This is a genomic window from Alistipes montrealensis (assembly GCF_018362775.1).
Taxonomy (GTDB): Bacteria; Bacteroidota; Bacteroidia; order Bacteroidales; family Rikenellaceae; genus Alistipes; species Alistipes montrealensis.
The window spans coordinates 387,428-410,696 of record NZ_JAGYXY010000002.1 but is presented as its reverse complement, the minus strand read 5'-3'; the positions used below and the strand labels follow the sequence as shown (position 1 = coordinate 410,696).

The following is a 23,269-nucleotide window of genomic DNA, read 5'->3' as shown; positions in this document are numbered from 1 at the left end:
TGAAAAACGGACGAAACTCTCCGTCAAAATTGTTTTTCTCATAAGTAAAAAGGTTAACGATTGGTTGTATGTTTACTAAGTCGGGTATTCTGCGGCGGACGATCATTTCAGTTCGAAATCGACCAGTATCGGACGGTGGTCCGAGGGGTCGTAAAAATTGGATACATACGGGCTTTTGGTCGCCGTCGTCCACTTGTCGACGACGATCAGCGCGTTCACGATCCGGTCGTACATCGAGGGCGACGCATAGATATAATCGATACGCGCATTGCCGTAGGTCGACGATACGAAACAGCCCGGATTGCGCTCGGCGATGATATCCACCAGATCGGTATTGTCCAGGATGTGGTTGTGGACCAGCAGGCGGGTATCGTTGGCGGGATAACCGTAGTACCAGTTGTCGAGGCGGGAACGGGAGTTGAAATCGCCCATCATTAGCCAGTCCTGCTGGGCGGCGTACGCCGGATCGTTGACCGTCTTCGCACAGATATACTTGATCTCGAACTCGCGGTACTTGTCGCCCTCGTTCTTTGCTGCGCTCGCTTCCTGGTTCGCCGCGCCGGTAACTCCGTATGCATAGGCCTGCGGCCACGTGTGAAGCGTCACGAGGTTGATCTTACGCCCCTTCACGGTGATCTGCTGGATGCCGGCGCCGTGGGATATGGGTTTGCCCGCCTGGTCCGAATCGGTTATCTTCAACAGCGTTTCGATCGGATATTTCGACGTAACGGTCTGCGGATAGTTGTCGCGGTGGCCGCCGACGGCCGTATACGAATGACCGTAGCGTGCAGCCAGTGCGGCCCACCCGGCCGGCAGGAACCTTTCAGACTCCGGCGCTCCGGTATTCGTGTTGTTCTTGTAAATGGACGCCGACTCACACCAGATGCAAACGTCGGGATCGTATTTTTTCACCCACGCGACGAAATTGCTGTAATTGTTCCCCTGGTCGGACCACATGCCGTTCTGGATATTCCAGTAGAGAACGCGCAGGTTGTCGGCGCCCCGTCCCATTTCGCCGAGCGAGCGGACCTCGATGTTGTCGAGATAGAAGCCGTGGACGCCGCTGCCGGTATCGTTGCCGCCCCAGTAGAGCATCGTGCCGTCGGTCGCATTGTTTACGACGACCTCCACCCGGTGCCACTCCTTGGCCGCCGACTCGCCCGACGGAAGCGTAACGTGCTTCTTTTCGACGATGTATTTCCCCGCAGCGCTCGCATAGCCCGAGTTTTCGGCCGTCAGAGGTATCTCCTTTCCGTCGACGGCGGCCGAGGCGATCATGCCGCCGTTCACCACCTGGAACACCAGCAGGTCCGTCGACCCGTACTGGTAGCAGAAATCGAACGAAACCTTGACGGAGCTGATGCCGTCGATGGCCTGCAAAGCCGCGGTCTGGAAAATACCGCGTCCCGTGTTGCCCGCGCCGCAGGCGAGGAAGCCCTGATACTCCTGGCAGCGGAACATATAGGTGTAATCGCCGATATTGCGGCTGGCGACATACGTATCGGACATCAGATGCGACGTGCCGACCGTCTTGCCGCTGATTTCGTCCCAGGTATTCGACTGGATGAAAGCAGAACCCGGATTGTTGTAGGATACCTTTTCGAAAGAGTCCGCATAGCCATTCCGGTCCGTTCCCGTACTGGCGGTGATGGTTTCGGCCGTCGGCGCATATCCCGTCGATTCCTGGCCGGCCATGATATTGCCGCCCCACACGAAATTATCGAAACTTTCGGAGAACACGAGGTCGGCGTCGGGAGCGTATTTCAGCGCTACGGTCGTGGCTTTGCCCGCTACGAGCTGCGCCGGCGACAAGGTATGTTTCATGGAACGGTGTTCCGAATCGGACACGGTGATTTTCAATCCCGACGAGTAATCGCCCGGGGCCAGCATGATGTAAAAGTGCTTGGGCGTACTGCTGCTCAGCGGGACGCAGTTGCCGTTGTCGGTACAGTTGAGCACGGCGAAACCGACGCCTCCGGTCATCTTAAACTGCCCCTGCGACGGCAGGAAATTGGCAAATCCGGCCACGATGTCCGCCGCAGGGCTGCTCACCTTCACCGAAGATATTCTGGCCGAACCGGTCAGCGCCAGGTCCAGCACGGCGAAGGCGTCCTCGAATACCATCTTGTTGCCGTTCTCCTTGGTGTAGGAGCCGTACATGGGATATGACTGCAACGACGCGGCCGTAGTGGCCCAGAACTGCGAATAGGGCAGTTTCACATCGGCATAGGCCGACGTGCCATACCAGCCCGAAGAACCCGGAGTCGTCAGGATGGCGTTGTACGTTCCCGAACTCGACGCGCTGGCTTCTATGTAGTTGCGTCCGCTTTCGTCGGTCGCGACCGGATAGGATTTCCCGTTGACCGAGACGGTCGATTTGCTCCACGCCCGTTCGCCGATACCCATCGACTTACGGGCGGCGTTTTCCGACTCGAGCAGATAGAACCGGACCTTGCCGTCCACCACCTTGATATCCTCGTATCCGCTACCCGGATTCTCGGGATTGCCGGGATCGTCGATGCCTTTTTCACCGCCGCTACATCCGGGACCGGTCAGCAACAGGGCCGATCCTAAAATACAACTCAATAATTTTCGTAGATTTAAAGTCATAATGTATGGTTTTAGGGTTTGATCGAATCAGGTTCGAGGTCGGAATAGGACACAAAAAAACCGTGTACACATTGCCGGAAAGGCAATATATACACGGTATAACAATATGTCTGTTAAAAAATTGCTCGCTAAGCTACCGTCGCTGAGGGGGGGGGAATTTCACCATTCGCACCATGCACATCGTGCATCGCAACCGAATGGCAATAATCAAACAGCCGACAGTGAAACAATTTCATTTCCTTTCGTTTGGGTTATTGGTCAAATTGTTTTCAAAAGCATTTTCATGCTCCATTATAAGCCGAATAAGCAAAATTAAGCAAAAAAAAGATCACATACAAGCATTTTTTTGAAAATCTTCATCCGTGCCCTTCTGAAAAACCCGGACTTCGAGTGTGCTGTGGATTAACATGATGGACTGTGACAGGCCGCCGCCGAAGAGGGAAAAAGCCCTCCTCCGTGCAGCGTGCCGCCCAATTCGCAAGCAGATTGGAAGCGCTAGTAAAACGTTCCTTTCGGAGCGAAAATCGCATACCCGAAATTGAAAGTCAGGTACATGTTCCGCCAGTTTTTCAGGTCGTACTTCGTCAGCGCGAGGCTCACCGGGCCGATCGGGGTGTGGTAGACCAGCGACGCCTCGGCGATGTAGTGCAGGCGCCGGTCGGGCTCGCCCAGCGGATTGAAATCCCGTTTTTCGCGGTACATGGCGTAGAAACCCGTCCGGAAGAAGAAGTTGGACATCAAATCGAAGGTCGGCATCAGTCCGCCCGCGACGAAGCGTTTGGCCCGGTAATCGGGCATGTAAACCATCCTCGCGTGGGGTATGGGGGCGTAATCCGGCATCGACATCAGCGTCGACGACTCGGTGCGGAACTCCGGATGGTTGGTCAAGACGGCGTCAACGTTCAGGCCGAACGAGAACCAATGGCAGCCCGGCATGTCGAAAAATTTGTCCCACGTAAAACGCGCCCCGACCCACTGGCGGGTCTGACGTACGATGAACTTATCCGCATCGTACGGCTCATACTTGTCGCGTCCGGCGACATAGATGGCCGAAAGGTGCAGCTCGGAGCCCCGCCGGGGATAGAGAAACTTATCGAGCGTATTGCGCGCCAGTCCGGCCCTGACGCCGAAGAACGAAAAGCGCGAATGGTCGGTGTCGTCGGCGAACAGCATCTCCGAATCGTAGCGGTAGTTGACGTGCCCGCCGTTGAGGCGCAGCGCAAAGACACTGCGGTGGGTCAGCGGAATGCCGACACCTGCCGAAAAGAAGCTTTCGCTGTTCTTGACCTGCTCGGCGTTACGGACTTTCGTAACGTTTCCGAAATAGCCGTGGCGGAAATTCCGGACGGCAAAGTTGTAGGAATAGTCGAGGAAAATCGGTTTCCAGGCATAGAAATCCGTCCGTCCCCCGATCATTCCCCAGGTATAGATAGGTCCCAGGTAGAGGTCGGCGCCCAACTGCTGCGCCACACGGCCAATGGTCTTGTAGTTGACACCGATATACGCCTGGTTGAAGGCCGTCGAGGAGATATTTCCGCCGATGGTGATCTTGAAGTTGGGCCGCGTACCGAACTTGGCCTCGAACGAATAACGTTTCCGGACCGAGTCGTAACGCACGGTGGGAAAATCCATCGTGAAGTCGCCGCCCGCAAGCACCTCGTAGATATTGTCCCGCAATTCGGAGAAATCCATCGGCCGCTGGATGCCCGGCGTGCGACGGTCCACCTGCACGAAATCACGGATATAGGCCCGCTGGGCCCGTTTCAGCCCTTCGAGTTTGTAATCGTCGAAGACCAACGGCGGGCACTTGGCGCGGAACGCCTCGCGGCGCTCGGCATAATAGGCCGAATCGCGGCGTTCGGAGACCTTTTCCAGCAGCTGCGGCATGGCCGCCATCGCATCCTCGTAGCCCGCATCCATAATCGCCCCGGCCTGGTCGAAGTCGAGCATGTTGACCCCCACGGCGCGGCGGATCGTAACACTGCGGTCCTCAGGCAGCGTGTAGTCGGTATCGTGCATGGCCAGCATGAAAGCCTGGTCCATGATGTTGCTCTTCTCGCTGGGCGGGGTGTTGCCTTCGGTGCAGATCGAACCGACGATCAGGTCGGGATTGAAATCGGCGTCGAGGGGTTTCCACGGAAAGTTGTCGTAAATGCCGCCGTCGTAGAGCAGCATCGAGTCCTTCACCATCGGTTTGAAAACCAGCGGAATGGACATCGACGAACGGACGGCCTCGCTCAGGTCGCCGTCGCGCATCACCACCGGTTCGCGATGGTTCAGGTCGCTGGCCACGCAAAGGAAGGGAACCATCAGGCGGTCGAAATCGCCGTCCGAAGCCGCTGTCGCCGGTGCGAACAACTCCGTCAGGGCCATGTCGATCTGCGTCGAGGAGATCAGGTTCCGGGGCACGCGCAACCGTTTGCCGGAGGGATTCTCGACATCGATCCGCAGGCTCAGGAATGCGGGATTGCTCCCCACCTGCCGGTAATAAGCCATGTACTTGCTGGGGTCGATACGTCCTGAAACCCACTCCTTGACCACGCCCGAGTTGACGATATCGCGCATTTCCGCCGGAGAGTAGCCCGCGGCGTACATCGCAGCGATAATCGAGCCCATCGAGGTCCCGGCCACATAATCGATCGGCACGCCGTTCTCTTCGAGCGCCTCCAGGACGCCGATGTGATAGAGTCCTTTTGCGCCGCCGCCGCTCATCACGACCCCTACCTTCTGGGCCGCGGCAGGGAGTACGGCCAGCAGCAGCATCCCGACAAATGAGCCGATTTTACGCAACATATCTCAATTTTTTTATAACTTTGCACGTTACTATGATGTCCTTCAAAAGTAGACAAAAAAGAAATACTATCAAAATATGACCGACAAAATCAATGAACTCCTGCGACGTGTCGAGGAGTTTCGACCGAAAGCTGCCGCCGAAATCGAGGAATTCCGCATCAAAATCCTCGGCAAGAAAGGCGAGCTGACCGCCTTGATGGAGGAGTTCAAAACCGTAGCCCCCGAACTCAAGCGCGAAATGGGGCAGCAACTCAACCGCCTCAAAAACGAGGCCACGGAGCGCATCAATGCGCTGCGCGAGCAGTTGCAGAACGCCGCCGCCGACAACGCCTCGTCGTCGGGCGACCTGACGCGTCCCGGTTCGGCCGAGCACCTCGGTTCGCGCCACCCGATTTCGCTGGTGAAGAACCAGATCGTCGAGGTCTTTTCGCGGCTGGGCTATACCGTGGCCGACGGTCCGGAAATAGAGGACGACTGGCATGTTTTCTCGGCCCTGAACTTCCCGCCCGAGCACCCGGCGCGCGACATGCAGGACACGTTCTTCATCGAGAAGGACCCCGACATCCTGCTGCGTACGCACACTTCGTCGATCCAGGTCCGCACGATGGAGCGCCAGAAACCGCCCATCCGCGTTATCTGCCCGGGCCGCGTCTTCCGCAACGAAGCCATCTCCTACCGTGCACACTGCATTTTCCACCAGATCGAGGGCCTCTACATCGACGAAGGCGTCTCGTTCGCCGACATGAAGCAGTCGCTGCTCTACTTCGCCAAGGAGGTCTTCGGCGAGCAGGCCGTGATCCGCATGCGCCCCTCCTATTTCCCCTTCACCGAACCTTCGGCCGAGGTCGACGTATCGTGCAACCTCTGCGGCGGCAAGGGATGCCCGGTCTGCAAAGGCACGGGATGGCTCGAGATCATGGGCTGCGGCATGGTGGACCCGAACGTACTGAAAGCAAACAACATCGACCCCGAAAAATATTCCGGATTCGCCTTCGGCATGGGTATTGAGCGCATCGCCATGCTCAAATACGGCGTGAAGGACCTGCGTCTCTATTTCGAAAACGACGTGCGGTTCCTCCACCAGTTCGACGAAGCGCTCTAAACCCGCATCTGCCCATGAAACGCCTGACAGCGACAACGGTTTTCTGCCTCCTGCTCTTCTCCACGGCATTCGTCACCGGGAAGGGTCCTTCGGCAGCGCCCGAATACCCCGATTCGCTGCGCAGCGTGTGGCTCTACACCGAGGGCATCAAGCAGAACACCATCGCCCGCGATTCGGTACGGGCCCGGGAGTTGTTCCACGAAGCCATCCGCAGCGATTCGACCTACGCCCCGGCCTATTACGAACTCGCGGCGAACGGCATGTACGCCTCGCCGGACGAGGCCGTGGAGCTGGCCCGAACGGCCTTCCGGCTCGACACGACCAACAAGTGGTATCACCAGTTCTACGGGCAGGCGCTCATCTACGCCGGGCGTTACGACGACGCGCTGAAAGTCTACCGCCGCCTGCAGACCGACAATCCGAAGGACCCCGACAACTACCGCATCCTGGCAGCCCTCTACGAACAGAAACAGAATCCGTTCATGGCCCTCGTGACGCTCGATTCGGCGGAATTGCGCTTCGGGCGTATCCCTTTGCTCAGCGTCATGAAACGGCGCCTGCTGGTGGCTACGAACCAGATCGACAAAGCCTTGGTCGAAGCCCGGGCGATGGTCGACGACGCACCCTACGAAGTACAGCACCACGTGGTCCTGGGCGACCTCTATGCCATTGCCAAGAAAGATTCGCTGGCCCGCGCCGAATATGCCCGTGCACTGGCGATCGACTCCACGAACGTACAGACACTGATGGCATTGGCCGATTTCCACGCCGAACGACAGGATTACCGGTCGCTGCTGGCCGTCACACGGCAGTTATTCCGCTCCGACGACCTGCCGCTCGAAACCAAGATCAAACGCTTCGGGCAGTTCACCTCCGACACGCGCTTCTACCGCGAATATTACTTCCAACTGAACGACCTGGCCTCGACGCTGGCCATCCGTTACCCCGACGACAAACGCGTCGTAGAGCTTTACGCCCGCCACCTGATCGCCTCGGGCGAACTGGAACAGGCGCTCGCGCTCTACAAGAACCACCTCGCCGACGAGCCACCCGTGGAGGATTATTTCCGGACGGTCATCGACATCGAAAGCTACCTCCAGCACCCGGACTCGGTGGAAAAATACGTCACCCGCGCCCTGGAACTTTTCCCCGGAAAGGTCGATTTCCACATCTCGAAAGGGCATGTGATGAGCTATGCGAAGCAGTACGACAAGGCAGTCAAAGCCTACAAGGAGTCGCTGCGTTTCGCCGATACGGATTCGCTGAAAGGCAGTATCTGGGGCATGATCGGCGACGCCTGGCATCAGAAAGCCATCGCCGGGGCGCCCGAATGGGACGAAACCCGCATAGCGCAGTCGGCCAAATCGGGCTCCTACCGCAAGGACATGAAAGAGTGCTACAAGGCTTACGACCGCAGCCTGGGCTACTGGAAGGACAACCCGGTGGTACTCAACAACTACGCCTATTTCCTTTCGCTCGAAGAACGCGACCTGGAACGCGCGCTGACGATGTCGAGCCGCGTGGTGGCGCTCACCGACAACAACCCGACCTACCTCGACACCCACGGCTGGGTGCTCTTCAAACTGGGGCGCCTGGACGAGGCCAAGAAGGTCCTGCAGAAAGCCGTTGCGCTCGACGGACAGAAAAGCCCCGAACTGATGGTTCACTACGGCGATATCCTGCACGAACTGGGCGAGCAGTTCATGGCTGAAATCTACTGGCGGCGGGCGCTCGAAAAGGAATACGATGCCCAGCAGATCGAAATGCGGCTCAAACAACCCGCCAAAAGCCCCAAACCCCAAGAATAACCCGCCCATGAGACCGCTCCGGACACTGACCCTTGCGTTCCTGTTCTTCGCTTTCGCCGCCGTGGCCCAACAAACCACCGACAACCGCATCGAAGAGCAGAAACGCGTCATCGCGGCCCTCGAAAAGCGGATCGCCAACGAAGAAAAGGAGATTTCGAAGCTCCAGCAGGGCCGCACGGCCACCGAAGAGCGGGTGAGGCGCCTGGCGCGGCAGATCGATTCGCGCAACCAACTGCTCGACGAGACCGAAAAGCAGGCGCGCCTGCTGCGCGAGGAGATCGCCCGCACGGACAGCGTGGCCGGCAACCTCTCGGCAACGCTCGGACGCGACCGGGCGCAGTACGGCGAAATGGTGCGTGAAGCCTACCGCAACTACAAACACAACAATTACCTGACATTCCTCTTCTCGTCGCGCGACTTTACCGACGTGGCTCGCAAGATTACCGCCCTGCGCGAAGTCGCCTCGCTGCGCGAACGCAAACTCCGCGACATCGAAGCCCTGACCGTGCAGGTCCGCATCGAAAAGGAGGCGCTCGACCGCCGCAAACGGTCGCTCGACTCGGTGACGCAGAAACTCTCGGCGCAGCGCGAGAAGCTCCAGCGCGACGCCCGCAATGCCAAGGCCAGCATCCGCTCGATGTCGCAGAAAGAGAAGACCGCCCTCCAGCGCAAACTCTCGCAGGAACAGCAATTGGATGTGGCGATCAGCGAACTGCGCAAGCTCACCAAGGGCAACACCGAAGGAGCGTCGTTCTCGACGAAGACCTCGGGACTGCGCCTTCCGGTAACGGCCGGCCGTGTGAAACGCTACAAGGAGAACATGGCCGAGATCTCCGGCCCGAAGGGGGCGCATGTCATCTCGATCTACGACGGCAAGGTCGTCGACGTGAAGCGCAACCGCATAACCAACAAATACGACGTTTACGTCGCTCACGGCGAATATATAACCTCCTATGCCAACATGGGGACGATCTGCGTCGAAAAGGGCCAGAAAGTGGCAAAGAACGCACAACTCGGAACCATCGGTTCGGCGGTCAACGTGATGACGATGGAAACGGAGTACAAACTCGTCTTCGGCATCTATCCGCCCAATCCCGGGCAGAAGATGCGGGCGGAGGACTGTTTCAAGAAATAAAACTGCCGTCTCCTGCGGTTCCGCCCGGCGGCCGGCAACGTCCGCCCCTGCGCCGGACACCCCCGGGACAGACACGACATAACAACAACGAAAATGGCTGTCAGATACTTTACCGACGATTGCAGCTATAAACTCCCTCAAAAGCGTCTCACGGCGCAATGGCTGCGCGAAGTGGCCGAAGGGGAGGGTTATACGCTCGGCGATGTCGCCTACATTTTCTGCTCGGCGCAGCGGTTGCTGGAGATGAACCGCCAGTACCTCGGGCACGACTACTTCACCGATGTCATTACATTCGATTACAGCGACCGCAAGGAGGCCCGCATCGTCTCGGGCGACATCTTCATCGACATCGAGACCGTGGCCGACAACGCCCGCCAGTACGGCGCATCGGCTTTGCAGGAGATGCGCAGGGTAGTGGTCCACGGGGTATTGCACCTTTGCGGACAGGGAGACAAGACACCCCGCACCAACGCGCAAATGCACCGAAAAGAAGATAAGTACCTGAAATTCTGGGATGTAAACCGATGACACTCGACTACGACATCATCGTCATCGGCGGCGGACACGCCGGATGCGAAGCCGCTTCGGCAGCTGCACGCCTGGGCTCCCGCACGTTGCTGCTCACGATGGACATGGCCAAGATGGCTGCCATGTCGTGCAACCCGGCAGTAGGCGGAGTTGCTAAAGGGCAGATTGTCAGAGAGATAGACGCCATTGGCGGACAAATGGGCCGTATTACCGACCTCACGACCATCCAGTTCCGGATGCTCAACCGGTCAAAAGGTGCAGCCATGTGGAGTCCCCGGGCCCAGTGCGACAAAACGCGCTTTTCGGAGGAGTGGCGCCACACGCTCGAGAACACCTGGAACCTCTATATCTGGCAGGATACAGCGACCGAACTGCTGTTCGACACGACTCCGGACACCAATCCCGACAGCGGAAAAGGAAGCGCTTCCGCCCCTGGAAAACCCGTAGTCCGGGGCGTTCGAACCCGCATGGGAGTCGAATTTTCGTGCCGGAAAGTCATACTCACATCCGGCACGTTCCTCAGCGGACTGATGCACTGCGGGGCCTCGCACGCCGAGGGCGGCAGGGCAGGGGACGCCGCTTCGCACGGAATCACGGAGTGCCTCCGGGCCGTAGGATTCGAAACCGGGCGCATGAAGACCGGAACCCCGGCGCGCCTCGACGCCCGTACCATCGACTTCGAAATTCTCGAACCGCAATACGGAGACGAGAACCCCGCCAAATTCTCCTTTTCACCTGAAACACAGCCTGTCAAAAAGCAATTACCCTGCTTTTTGGTCTATACCTCGACTGAAGTTCACAATATCCTTCGCACCGGATTCGACCAGTCGCCGCTCTTCAACGGAACCATCTGCGGCATCGGTCCGCGCTACTGTCCGTCGATCGAGGATAAACTCCGCACCTTTGCCGACAAAGAGCAGCACCAACTCTTCCTCGAACCCGAAGGAAACACGACCAACGAATATTATCTGAACGGTTTTTCGTCTTCATTACCCTGGGAAGTTCAGTGGAAAGCCCTGCACAAAATCCGCGGATTCGAAGATTTGCACATTTTCCGCCCCGGATACGCCATCGAATACGACTATTTTCCACCCACCCAGTTGCATCATTCACTCGAAACAAAATTGGTTTCGGGACTTTACTTCGCCGGACAGGTCAACGGCACGACGGGGTATGAAGAGGCAGCGGCACAAGGCCTGATGGCCGGCATCAATGCCCACCGGGCACTGAAAGGGGAGAAGGCCGTCGTACTGAAGCGCGACGAAGCTTACATCGGCGTACTGATCGACGACCTGGTGACCAAAGGTGTCGACGAACCTTACCGCATGTTCACCTCCCGGGCAGAATACCGCATTCTGCTCCGACAAGACAATGCCGACATCCGTTTGACACCATTAGGTTATCAAATCGGACTTATTACGCAAAAAAGATATGACCATTTTATCAAAAAAAACACGCTTGTAGAATCGCTTATTTCATTCACCCGCGAGCAGAGCATCAAAGCAGCCGAAATTAACGACTATTTAAAATCGATAAATTCAGACCCTTTAACACAAGGGAGAAAGCTTTACGACATCCTGATGCGTAACAATGTAACATTCGATTCACTGCAAGGAGTCCTGCCCAAATTACGAAAATTCATTGTCTCGAACGAAATAGGCCCGGAAGTAATCGAAGAAGCAGAGATACAAATCAAGTATAAAGGATATATAGAACGCGAAAAATTCATTGCAGAGAAGTTACACCGACTCGAAAACATTCGTATTCCTGCCAATTTTGATTTTTATTCAATGAATGCACTCACAATCGAAGCCCGCCAGAAACTATCCCGCATCCGACCGGAAACGATCGGACAAGCGTCACGGGTTCCCGGTGTTTCACCGGCGGACGTAAATGTATTGCTAATTAAATTCGGGCGATAAAACGTTCCACGTGGAACAAATCCCCGACAAATCCAAATAGTTCCACATAGAACAAAAGAAAAGACCATCTTGTGAGATGGTCTTTTCTTTTGCATAAAACAACTTTTTACAATACAATCGTACACCAGTTATGGGCGTCTTCTGCGCGACCATACTGAATATCCTGCAAACGAGTATAAAGTTCCATACAGTTTTTACCGACTTCCTCACCGTAATTATATGATTTTTCGGTCTGCATGTCATAAATATAACCGATAGGGGAGATCACAGCAGCCGTTCCACAGGCTCCGCACTCTTCGAACGAATCCAATTCTTCAACCGGAATATGACGTTCTTCAACCGTCAATCCCATATCGCGGGCAATCTGGCGAAGGCTCATATTGGTAATGGAAGGCAGTACGGACGGGGATTTCGGAGTAATATACTTACCTTCCTTAATACCGAAGAAATTGGCAGCTCCACACTCTTCGATATATTTATGCTCGGCAGCGTCGAGGTACATGATATTCGAATAACCCATTTCGTGGCCTTTTTCGCCCGACAAAAGGCTGGCCGCATAGTTACCTCCGACCTTCACGTCTCCTGTTCCACGTGGAGCAGCACGGTCCTGTTCACGGTCGATAGCGACCCGGATCGGCTTGACACCGCCTTTAAAGTAAGCACCCACGGGCGAACAATAAACGATCAGCAGGGCTTCCTTGGCGGGCTTCACACCCAGTCCGACTGTCGTTCCGAACATAACGGGACGCAGGTAGAGCGAAGCGCCCGTACCATAGGGAGGAATAAAACGTTCGTTCCGCTTAACGACTTCGATACAGGCATCGACAATCATTTCAATCGAAGGAACGGGCAAACACAATCTTTTTGCCGACGATTGGAGACGCCGGGCATTATCAGCAACTCGGAAAAGGCGTACTTTACCATCGATACCACGGAAAGCCTTAAGCCCTTCGAAGAGTTCGATGCCATAGTGCAGGCACGAAGCCGACATGTGCATCTGGATATACTCGTCATCCGTAACCACCATGTCGCTCCATTTGCCATCGGCATAGGAGTAGCGGACATTAAAATCGGTTTTACGATAGTCGAAGCCTATTGCGCTCCAATCTGTATTTTCCATATCTTATTCGTTTAAAAGATTTACCAAAAATTTATTTTTAACCGACAACAGCACCGTTATTGGTCTTTTCTCCGGGTTGCAACAAACGCAATTTTCCAGAAGCATCTTCCGCCATCAGAATCATACCGTTCGAAAGGATGCCTTTCAGTTCGCGCGGAGCAAGATTTACCAACACAAGCACTTGTTGTCCTACGAGTTCTTCAGGAGTAAAATGTTCGGCGATACCCGAAACAATTTCGCGCTTGTCAATACCCGTATCGATCGTCAGTTTCAACAATTTCTTCGTTTTGGCAATTTTTTCTGCAGCCAGAATCGTCGAAACACGAATATCCATTTTCTGGAAATCATCGAACTGAATCGTATCTTTTTGAGGTTCAATACTTTGCGATGATTCAGCCGCTTCATTGGCTGCTTTGGTCGCCGCAAGTTTATCCAACTGCGCCTGAATCACATCGTCCTCGATCTTTTCAAACAGCAGGGCAGGTTCTCCGATCATATGCCCGGCCGGAATCAAATCCATTGCCCCCAGACGTTCCCAACCGAACTTATCGACAGCCAGCATCCGAAGAATTTTCTTCGCAGAAAACGGCATAAAGGGTTCGATGGCAATCGCCGTATTGGCCGTGATCTGCAAAGCCACATTCAAAATCGTCTCCACCCGGGCCGGATCGGTCTTGATCACCTTCCACGGTTCGGTATCGGCCAGGTATTTATTCCCGATACGCGCAATATTCATGGCGTCTTTCAGAGCTTCGCGGAAATGGTAATTCTCGATATTCCCCTCGAGCGAAGCCTTTACGGCGACCACTTCCGCAATGGATTGGCGGTCATAATCTGTCAGGCTGCCGCATGCCGGAACCTTGCCGCCATAATACTTCTGCGTCAACACCAATGCACGATTCACAAAATTACCCAGTACGGCAACCAACTCGTTGTTATTACGCGCCTGGAAATCCTTCCACGTAAAGTCGTTATCTTTCGTTTCGGGAGCGTTGGCACATAATACATAACGCAGCACATCCTCTTTACCGGGGAACTCTTCGAGGTATTCGTGCAGCCACACGGCCCAGTTGCGCGAAGTCGAAATCTTGTCGCCTTCAAGGTTCAGGAATTCATTGGCAGGAACGTTTTCCGGCAGGATATAGTCACCGTGCGCCTTGAGCATCGACGGGAAGACGATACAATGGAAGACAATGTTATCCTTACCGATAAAATGAACCATCTTGGTGTCCTCCGACTTCCAATAACGCTCCCAGTCTGGCGTAAGGTCTTTTGTAGCAGATATATAACCGATCGGAGCGTCGAACCAGACATAGAGCACCTTACCTTCGGCGCCTTCCACCGGAACCGGAATGCCCCAATCGAGGTCGCGACTTACGGCACGCGGCTGCAAACCACCGTCAAGCCAGCTCTTACACTGCCCGTAAACATTTGTTTTCCACTCCTTGTGTCCGTCCAGAATCCACTCGCGCAGGAATCCTTCATACTGATCCAACGGCAGATACCAATGCTTCGTTTCACGCTTTACAGGCACGGAACCCGACACGGCACTGTGCGGATCGATCAACTCGTCGGGCGAGAGGGTAGAACCGCACTTCTCGCACTGGTCGCCGTAAGCACGGTCATTCCCGCATTTCGGACAGGTTCCCACGATATAACGGTCGGCCAGGAAAGTCTGCGCCTCCTCGTCGTAATACTGCAACGAAGTCCTTTCGATGAATTTACCCTCGTCGTAGAGTTTGCGGAAAAACGCCGACGCGGTTTCGGCATGGGTCTTCGACGAAGTGCGCGAATAAATATCGAACGACATTCCCAGCCCCTCGAACGATTTCTTGATCAGCGCATGGTAACGGTCCACGATCTGCTGGGGCGTTACACCCTCTTTGCGGGCCTTGATCGTAATGGGCACGCCGTGCTCGTCCGATCCACAGACCGAAATCACGTCGCGTCCCCTGAGCCGCAGGTAACGGGTATAAATATCCGAAGGTATGTAAACTCCCGCCAGGTGGCCGATATGTACCGGACCGTTCGCATAGGGGAGTGCCGATGTTACGAGGTAGCGTTTGAACTCTTTTGCCATAAAACGAATACAGTATTACTAATTTCTGTCAAAATTACGAATTTTTAAGAGAATCGGGAACGAAAACCGCATATTTTGTGAAAGGTTTTAACAAAAGAGGCGCACCCGCCGGGCACGCCTCCATAGTTTTACCGGAAAATCCGGTCGTTATTCGAACTGCAATTCGTCGAGCAGCCATCCGGCTCCGGCGAATTTGTCGATCACAAACAGCACATAACGTACATCGACAGCAATCGTCCGCTGCAATTCCGGCTCAAAAGCCACATCTCCCGACATAGCTTCCCAGTTACCGTCGAAAGCCAGTCCGAGCAAAGCTCCCTTCGCATCGAGAACCGGCGAACCGGAATTACCGCCCGTAATGTCACAGTCGGCAAGGAACGCCACGGGAAGTTCGCCTTTCTTATTGGCGTAGCGGCCGAAATCCTTTGCCGCATAGAGCTCCTTGAGCTTCGCAGGAACCGTAAACTCCGTAGGATTCTGCGGATTCTCCTTCTCCATCACGCCTTTGAGGGTCGTATAATAATTGTAGCTGATTCCATCCGCCGGATCGTAAGGCAGAACCCGTCCGTAGGTCAGGCGAAGCGTAAAGTTCGCATCCGGAGCCCACGCCTTGTTCGGCTGCATGCGCATCAGGCCCGCAATATAAAGCCGCTGTCCGTCTGCAAATTTCTGCTTCCCGGCTACCTGTGCCCCGGCGAGTTCACGCATCTTGGCACTGTAAGACTTGCTCAGCAGCACAGCCGGATCGTTCGAAATATCCGTTCCGGCCTCAACGGCCGCCAAGGCTTTCTGTTCATCGGCAAAAACCGAATTGTCGTAAAGGTAATCGACATACGCATCCGTATTTCCTCCGAACTGCTTGTCGATCACATCGGCGAATACCGAAGGCAGCTCTTTGCAATTCTCCTTGACAATCTGGAACATCCGTTTCGCCACACGCCGGTCGGTCGGCATATTGTAATCCTTATAGAAACCCTTCAGCGACTCCTTCAGCGCATCGCCCTTCTTCATAACGGCCAAACGCGCCGGCGAAAGAATCTCCACGGCACGGCCGATCGCCTCGCTCAGATACTGACTCGAAGCGAAATAAGGAGCCGTCTCCTCTACCGATTCGCGGATCATGTTCAGCGCATTGGAATACCCTTCGGTAGGCAGCGTGTTCTTCGCGGCCCAGGCAGCGAACGCCGCCTCCTGCTCCTGCTTGCGGCCCTTCACGTCGAGGCGCTTGATGCCGCGCGACTTGCCGATCGAATTTTTCCAGTAGTTCGACGACTGGGCATACTTCGAAGCATACTGAATACGAACCTTATTGCTGGCCGCCATATCCTCTTTCAGAATAGCCTGGCGTTCGCCCCGGATAAAGATACGCTGCGGGTTCTCCACTTCGAGCAGGCGGTCGATCTCATAGGAGGTCATGTAACGTTGCGTCGAACCCGGGAAACCCATGATCATCGCAAAGTCGCCTTCGTCGAATCCGTTGAGCGAAACCTTCAGGAATTTTTCGGCTTTATAAGGGCGGTTTTCCGGCGAATACTCCGCCGGCTTATTATCGGGTCCGGCATAGACCCGAAAGACCGAGAAATCGCCCGTATGACGCGGCCACATCCAGTTGTCGGTGTCTCCGCCGAACTTGCCGATCGACGTGGGAGGCGCGCCGACCAGGCGCACATCGGTAAAGACCTCGATCACAAAAGCAAAATACTGGTTTCCGCCGAAGAAGGGCTTAACCTCCACTTCCATCCCGGGATTCTCGCCGCCGAGGCGTTCCGAAACGGCCTTCACCTGTCCGGCGACCAGTTCCTCGCGTTCTTTCCCGCCGGCGATGTCGGGCACGGCGCCCAGCACGTCGGGAGTCACGTCGACGATCTTGCGGATAAACCGTACCTTGAGTCCCGGAGCCGGAAGTTCTTCGGCACGCGACATGGCCCAGAAGCCATTTTTCAGGTAGTCGTGCTCCACCGACGAAAGGGACTGAATCGAGCCGTAACCGCAGTGGTGATTGGTAAACAGCAACCCGTCGGGCGACACGATCTCACCCGTACATCCGCCCCCGAAGATGACGATGGCGTCCTTGAGCGAAGATTTGTTCATGCTGTAAATCTCCTCGGACGTGAGCTTGCATCCGCGCGCCTTCATATCCTTGCTGTTCATTTTCTGGAGATAGGGCAGCATCCACATGCCCTCGTCGGCCGCTGCCGAAAGCGTGACGCATGCCGCGGCGAGCAGTAAAAAGATTTTCTTCATAAAAAGTATTAAAAATTATTTGACATTGATCATATTCAGGATGGAGCGTTCCGCCGAGCGGCGCACCTCTTCGTCGAGCAACACCTCGGGCGATTCATTTTCGAGGCACGCGCAGATATTCTCCAGCGTCACCATCTTCATATATTTACAGTTGTTGCACCCGCACGTCTCATCGTCGGGAGGCGCCGGAATAAAGGTCTTTCCGGGATAGCGTTTTTTCATCTCGGAGAGGATTCCCGATTCGGTCACCACGATAAACTCCTGCGCATCGCTCCTGCCGCAATATTCCAGGATACCTGCCGTAGACCCCACGTAATCGGCAACCGCAATAATATAGGCCCGGCATTCGGGATGCACGACTACCTTCGCCGCAGGATGTTCCTCCTTTAGTTTCAATAGTTTTTCCAGCGAAAACTCTTCGTGAACATGGCAGGCGCCGTCCCACAGCAGCATGTTCTGCCGCCCGGTGAGTTTCTGGATATAGGCTCCCAGGTTCCGGTCGGGCGCAAAGATGATCGGCTGGTCAGCGGGAATCGACTCCACGACCTTCAGGGCGTTGGACGACGTGCAGCAAATATCGGTCAGCGCCTTTACGCCGACCGTCGTATTCACATAGGAAACGACCGTATGTCCGGGATGTTCCGCCTTGAACGCGGCCAGGTCTTTCGCATCGCACGACTCGGCCAGCGAACATCCCGCCTCGGGGCAGGGGAGCAGCACCTTCTTCCCGGGGCAAAGGACCTTCGCGGTCTCGGCCATGAAGTTCACTCCGGCGAAGAGGATGATATCGGCGTCGACCGACTGTGCCCGCACCGACAGGGCGAGCGAATCGCCCAGGAAGTCGGCAACGGCCTGCACCTCGGGCGTCGTATAGTAGTGCGCCAGGATCACGGCGTTTTTCTCACGCTTCAGTTCCCCGATACGGCGGCTGAGTTCGGAGTTGTTTTCCACATTCATTTTTTATTTTTATTCCTTTAATAAATTTAAATAAATAAAGAAGAATAAATAGAATAGCTGTTCATACTGTTGACAACTCCGTCCGGAAATCGGCAATCAACATTTCTCCTTTTCACTGTTCTTTCTTTTTCCTTTTAATTTATTAAGAATCAATAATAAATAAAAGTAGTGAACATTTGTTGAAAAGGGTTGTCCACATATCGACAGCCATTTGTTTTTAACATTCTGTTCCGGTTTCGGCCGTTCCCGCACCGTGACAACTTCTGAAAAGAAAATTTGGTTTCGGCGAAAAGATTTTTATACCTGCCTTCTTTTTCGAAAAGCAAATTTTTCGGCCCCGACTTTTCATTCTTTATCATCGGTTATCAACCCGGTTTTCGACAAGTTATCAACCGTTTTTTACCACTTTACCGACAATCTTTTCGGCGATTTCCCGGTAGTACTCTTCGACACGGGAGTCGCTCCCCGCTGCGGGCGTCCCGGCCTCTGCACCGTCCATAATCGACTGGATGATAGGTATTTCACCCAGAAAATCCACTCCGCTCTTTTCGGCGTATGCCCGCGCTCCGCCGCGGCCGAAGAGGTAATAACGGTTTTCGGGCAGCTCGGCGGGTGTAAACCACGCCATGTTTTCAATGATGCCTGCTACCGGGATGTTGACATTTTCGTTGCGGAACATCTCCACACCCCGCACCACGTCGGCAACGGCCACTTGCTGGGGGGTCGAAACGATCACCGAGGCGTCGATTTTCAGTTCGCCGATGATCGACAGGTGTACGTCGCCCGTACCGGGAGGCAGGTCCGCCAGCAGGAAGTCCAGAGTTCCCCACCGGGTTTGGTGAATCATCTGTTTAAGGGCGCTGACCGCCATCGCGCCGCGCCACAGCAACGCATCGGTGGGCTTGATGAAGAACCCGATCGACATCAGGCGGATGTCCATCGATTCGGCCGGGACGATGTGGTCTACCCCGTCTTCCGCCACGGCTTCGGGCACGTAACCCTCCACGCCGAACATCTTGGGCTGCGACGGTCCGTAAATATCCGCGTCGAGTATTCCCACGCGGAAGCCCATGTTCCGCAGGGCGATGGCCAGGTTGGCCGTAACGGTCGACTTGCCTACCCCGCCCTTGCCCGACGCGACGGCGATCACCCGGGCAATGCCGCCCGTGGTGGTCTGCAACTTGGGTTCGGGACGCGGAGCCGCGCCGCCCTCTTTGATGACCACGAGCACTTCCGCACCCGGGAACGCCTCACGCAACAGGGCCTCGGCCTGATTCTTGATCTTCACCGCAAACGGGTCGCGGGCCTTGGCGAAGCGCAGCACGACGGTGACCTTGCCTTCGGCGGATGCCGTATGTTCGATAAATCCGCTCGTGACGATGTCCTGTCCCGTTTCCGGATGGACGACCGATGCAAGCAGTTTTTTGATTCTTTCTTCCATGTCGTATTTCGGTGGTTCGTTTGGACAACGGCAGTACGGACCGGGCGAAAATCCGGATTTATCCGGACTGTGCCGGGGCACGCCTGTCTTTGCCGGTGTTTATCTTCGACAAAGATAACGTATATTTTAGAGAATATATATAGTATATGGATTTATTTTATCGAAAAACGATAAATTTTATTTGTTTTTCGTAAAAAATCGCTATATTTGCGTCATCGCATAAACGAAAGACAACAACAAATTATAACAACTATGAATTTTTTCAAGACTTTTCTGGCAGGGCTTCTCGCGGTCATCGTGGGAACGTTCCTGGTATTTTTCCTGTGGATTTTCATTTTGCTGGGCATAGCCGGTTCGATGGAGAAGAGCGTTACCGTACATCCCGAGTCGATCCTGAAAATCGACTTCTCGGAGATGCTGACCGACGCTCCGTCGTCCGACCCGCTGGCGGGCCTCGACCTGATGACGCTCCAGACCCAGCGGCAGTTGCCGCTCCTGAAGGCGCTCCGCGCCCTCGAAGCTGCCCGTGACGACGACCGTATCAAGGGCATCTACCTGCGGATGAACGGCAACGGCGGCGTTACCGGCTCGGCGATCCTGGAGGAACTCCGCGAAGCGATCGTGGAATTCAAGCAGAGCGGCAAGTTCGTCGTCTCCTACAACGAGGTCTATTCGCAGGGACAGTACTACCTCGCTTCGGCCGCCGATAAGATCTACATGCAGCCCGAAGGCGGCATGCAGTGGTCGGGACTGGCCATGAACCTGATGTTCTACAAGGGTTTGCTGGATAAACTCGACCTCAAGGCCGAAGTGTTCCGCCCCACGGCCTGCAAATACAAGAGCGCCGTAGAACCTTATATCTATAACAAGATGTCCGACGCCAACCGCGAACAGATGCAGAGCCTCGTCAGTTCGATGTGGGGCGTTATCTCCGGAGCCGTCGCCGAGTCGCGCGGAATCGAACTGAAGACGCTGAACGAAATAGCCGACAAACTGGAGGTCGCACTTCCCGAAGACGCCCTCGAAAAGGGACTTGTCGACAGCCTGGTCTACGAAGACCAGATGGACGATATCTTTGCCGAACTGGGTGTCTCTTCCGACTACGATTTCATTACGCTGGGCGACTATGCCGCACAGGTAGGGGCCGACCTGAAAAATATCTCCGCCGATCAGGTGGCTATTGTCTATGCCGACGGACAGATCGTCGACGGCGAGGGCTACGGCAGGGAGATTTACGGCAATACGCTGGCTTCGGAGATCGCCGGCGTGCGTGATAACGAGAAGGTCAAAGCCGTTGTGCTGCGTGTCAACTCCCCCGGCGGAAGCGCATTGGCTTCGGATGTCATCTGGCGTGAAATCGAACTCCTGCGTGCCGAGAAACCCGTCATCGTGTCGATGGGCTCTTATGCAGCCAGCGGCGGTTACTACATCTCCTGCCCGGCCGATGCCATCGTAGCCGACAAAATGACCCTCACGGGTTCGATCGGCGTATTCGGCATGTTCCTCGATACGCGCGATGCCCTGAAAAACAAGCTGGGCATTACTGTCGATGGCGTAAAGAGCAATGCTGCGGCCGACTTTGCCGGTTCGGAACCGCTGTCGCCCGTCCAGCGTGCCATGATCATGCGCGGCGTGGACCGCGTTTATACGACCTTTACCAACAATGTCGCCGAAGGCCGCAACCTGCCCATCGAGAAGGTCCTCGACATCGCCGGAGGCCGTGTCTGGCTGGGTCAGGATGCTCTGGAAATCGGTCTGATCGACACTTACGGAGGTTTGAAAACGGCGATCGCGCTGGCCGTCGACAAAGCGGAATTGGGTGACAACTACCGGGTGGTCGAAGTGAAGGAGGAGCCGACGGGTTTTGCCGCAATCATCGCTTCGCTGAACGTGAGCGTCCGCGAAGCATTCGCCCGTTCGGAACTGGGCCTGATGATGAAGGAGTACAACGCCGTGCGCGAGGCCCTGAGCCAGCAAGGCGTCCTGATGTACTCGCCTTACAAGGTCGAGTTACGCTAACTTCGACCGACGATACGAAAACAGGCGACCCGGAATAGGTCGCCTGTTTTTATGTAAGTATGCGGGTCACTCTGCCGTAAGGGGCGATGTCCGGAACCGCCGGCGGTAGTCGCTGGGCGTGGTTCCGAGATGGCCGCGGAACAGGTGGTTGAAATTCGAGATGTTGCTGAATCCGCACCGGGAGCCTATTTCCGAAATCGGGAGCTGTGTTTCGATGATAAGCTGCGCTGCACGGTTGATGCGGAAACTGTTGATGTACTCCCACAGGTTCTGGTGCGTGCGGCGCTTGAAGTAGCGGCATACCGACGACGGGGACATGCCTACCGCGCGGCCGATCTCTTCGAGCGTGAGTTTCCGGGGATAATTGTCTTCCACGAACAGGACGATCCGTTGCACCCGGTGGTCCTGATACGACCCGCTGTGGCGTGAACCGATCGGTTCGACCTCTTCGGGTGGTGCTGTGGCAAGGTCGTTGAGGATGTTGAAAAAGAGCGAGACGGCTTCAAAACCGCTGAGCTTGGGCAGTTGCAGCATCCGGTCGAGTACGGAGTCGATTATTTTTTTTGAAAAACGCAGTCCTGCCACGGGGCGCAGCAGCAGGTCGCGGATGGGTATCATGTGATCCAGGGCGAGGAGTTTCCACTCCGGCATGTCGTGGCTGAACATGACCGTCGAGGTTTCGCATGCGGCGTCGGCGTACGCTGCGTCACGCTTGAAACAATGCGGTGTGCCGGGATTGATGAGTACGAGGTCTTTTTCGGTGAAATCTTCGACCACGTTGTCCATAATGCGTTTGCCGCGCACGTGAAGTGTCAGGCAGAGCATGTAATCTTCGTGGTAATGGAGCGGCGGATCGGTCTGCTTGTCGGGCCAATAGTGGGTAACGAATAGATTGTTGCTGCCCACAGGTTTAATATCTGCGAGAATCTGCTTCATAGTCGGGCAAATATAACTAATTTTAAACAGAAACGTCCGATCGGGGAGAATATTTTCCGCTTTACACTATCTTTGCATTATGACAGTTATCAGATTGACAAAAGAATTTTCGTTCGAGGCAGCCCACGCGCTCGAGGGATACGACGGACCGTGCCGCGAGATTCACGGTCATTCCTACCGCCTTTTCGTGACGGTTAAAGGCGTGCCGGCGGACGATGCTGCGAACCCGAAATGCGGCATGGTGCTGGATTTCGGCGTGTTGAAACGGATCGTGAACGAGGAGATCGTTTCGCGTTTCGACCATGCCCTGGTGCTGCGCGATACGGAGTCCGGGGCGGAACTCCGGCGTGTGCTCACGGAGCGCTTCGACAATGTCGTTGCGGTAGGTTACCAGCCGACGTGCGAGAACATGCTGGGCGATTTCGCTGCCCGTATCGCCGCCCGACTGCCCGAAGGCGTTGCGCTCCATTCGCTGCGCCTGCACGAAACCGCAACCTCGTTCGCCGAATGGTTTGCCGAAGACAATATGGATTGAAATAAAAAGGGATTCCCGGTGCTGCGGATTTGTGAAAAT

The 23,269-nt window shown here is 55.4% G+C and carries 15 protein-coding genes; 7 read left to right on the top strand and 8 right to left on the bottom strand.

The genetic code is table 11. From position 1 onward, the window contains the following. Positions 1-102: 102 nt before the first annotated feature. Positions 103-2,610, bottom strand: coding sequence for an exonuclease/endonuclease/phosphatase family protein (locus tag KG007_RS04865; RefSeq protein WP_249413242.1), 2,508 nt, complete (start codon positions 2,608-2,610; stop codon positions 103-105). A 495-nt stretch (positions 2,611-3,105) separates the two neighbouring features. Beyond that, positions 3,106-5,403: a patatin-like phospholipase family protein gene (locus KG007_RS04860; RefSeq protein WP_213347558.1), complete on the bottom strand. Its 2,298-nt coding sequence runs from the start codon at positions 5,401-5,403 to the stop codon at positions 3,106-3,108. Between the two features lie 76 nt (positions 5,404-5,479). On the opposite strand from KG007_RS04860, the gene pheS reads away from it, so the two are divergent. The 5 genes from pheS (at position 5,480) to mnmG (ending at position 11,898) form a co-directional block, all read left to right on the top strand. Then, entirely contained in the window at positions 5,480-6,505 is a 1,026-nt protein-coding gene (pheS, locus tag KG007_RS04855; protein WP_195459263.1) for a phenylalanine--tRNA ligase subunit alpha, read from the top strand. A gap of 14 nt (positions 6,506-6,519) precedes the next feature. Then, positions 6,520-8,313 carry a tetratricopeptide repeat protein gene (locus KG007_RS04850; RefSeq protein ID WP_213347557.1) on the top strand — a complete coding sequence of 598 codons (1,794 nt, stop codon included), beginning with the start codon at positions 6,520-6,522 and terminating at the stop codon, positions 8,311-8,313. Positions 8,314-8,320: 7 nt separating this feature from the next. Then, a complete protein-coding gene (locus KG007_RS04845; RefSeq protein ID WP_213347556.1) occupies positions 8,321-9,448 on the top strand; it encodes a murein hydrolase activator EnvC family protein in 1,128 nt (375 codons plus the stop codon). 93 nt (positions 9,449-9,541) lie between these two features. Then, positions 9,542-9,976, top strand: a complete 435-nt coding sequence (ybeY, locus tag KG007_RS04840; RefSeq protein ID WP_213347555.1) for an rRNA maturation RNase YbeY — start codon at positions 9,542-9,544, stop codon at positions 9,974-9,976. Further along, entirely contained in the window at positions 9,973-11,898 is a 1,926-nt protein-coding gene (gene mnmG / locus KG007_RS04835) for a tRNA uridine-5-carboxymethylaminomethyl(34) synthesis enzyme MnmG (protein WP_195459277.1), read from the top strand. Before ybeY ends, mnmG begins: the two co-directional genes overlap by 4 nt. A gap of 106 nt (positions 11,899-12,004) precedes the next feature. Here the strand turns inward: mnmG and KG007_RS04830 are convergent, their stop codons facing one another. The 5 genes from KG007_RS04830 to KG007_RS04810 form a co-directional block, all read right to left on the bottom strand. Then, the gene (locus KG007_RS04830) at positions 12,005-13,018 is read right to left on the bottom strand and encodes a branched-chain amino acid aminotransferase (RefSeq protein ID WP_213347554.1); all 1,014 of its coding nucleotides are present in this window, start codon (positions 13,016-13,018) and stop codon (positions 12,005-12,007) included. 37 nt (positions 13,019-13,055) lie between these two features. After that, the gene (gene metG / locus KG007_RS04825) at positions 13,056-15,098 is read right to left on the bottom strand and encodes a methionine--tRNA ligase (protein WP_213347553.1); all 2,043 of its coding nucleotides are present in this window, start codon (positions 15,096-15,098) and stop codon (positions 13,056-13,058) included. Positions 15,099-15,245: 147 nt separating this feature from the next. Then, positions 15,246-17,342 (bottom strand): S46 family peptidase, encoded by a 2,097-nt coding sequence (locus KG007_RS04820; RefSeq protein WP_195459286.1) that lies wholly within the window; start codon positions 17,340-17,342, stop codon positions 15,246-15,248. A gap of 15 nt (positions 17,343-17,357) precedes the next feature. Then, entirely contained in the window at positions 17,358-18,299 is a 942-nt protein-coding gene (gene nadA, locus KG007_RS04815) for a quinolinate synthase NadA (RefSeq protein WP_213347552.1), read from the bottom strand. Between the two features lie 388 nt (positions 18,300-18,687). Next, the gene (locus tag KG007_RS04810) at positions 18,688-19,740 is read right to left on the bottom strand and encodes an Mrp/NBP35 family ATP-binding protein (protein ID WP_213347551.1); all 1,053 of its coding nucleotides are present in this window, start codon (positions 19,738-19,740) and stop codon (positions 18,688-18,690) included. Between the two features lie 252 nt (positions 19,741-19,992). On the opposite strand from KG007_RS04810, the gene sppA reads away from it, so the two are divergent. Next, positions 19,993-21,759: a signal peptide peptidase SppA gene (gene sppA / locus KG007_RS04805; RefSeq protein ID WP_213347550.1), complete on the top strand. Its 1,767-nt coding sequence runs from the start codon at positions 19,993-19,995 to the stop codon at positions 21,757-21,759. A gap of 66 nt (positions 21,760-21,825) precedes the next feature. Here the strand turns inward: sppA and KG007_RS04800 are convergent, their stop codons facing one another. Then, positions 21,826-22,695, bottom strand: coding sequence for a helix-turn-helix domain-containing protein (locus KG007_RS04800; protein WP_195459297.1), 870 nt, complete (start codon positions 22,693-22,695; stop codon positions 21,826-21,828). Between the two features lie 79 nt (positions 22,696-22,774). Here KG007_RS04800 and KG007_RS04795 point away from each other — a divergent pair, with 79 nt between their 5' ends. Continuing rightward, complete coding sequence (locus KG007_RS04795; protein WP_195459300.1) at positions 22,775-23,230, top strand: 6-pyruvoyl trahydropterin synthase family protein; 456 nt, start codon at positions 22,775-22,777, stop codon at positions 23,228-23,230. Positions 23,231-23,269: the final 39 nt, after the last annotated feature.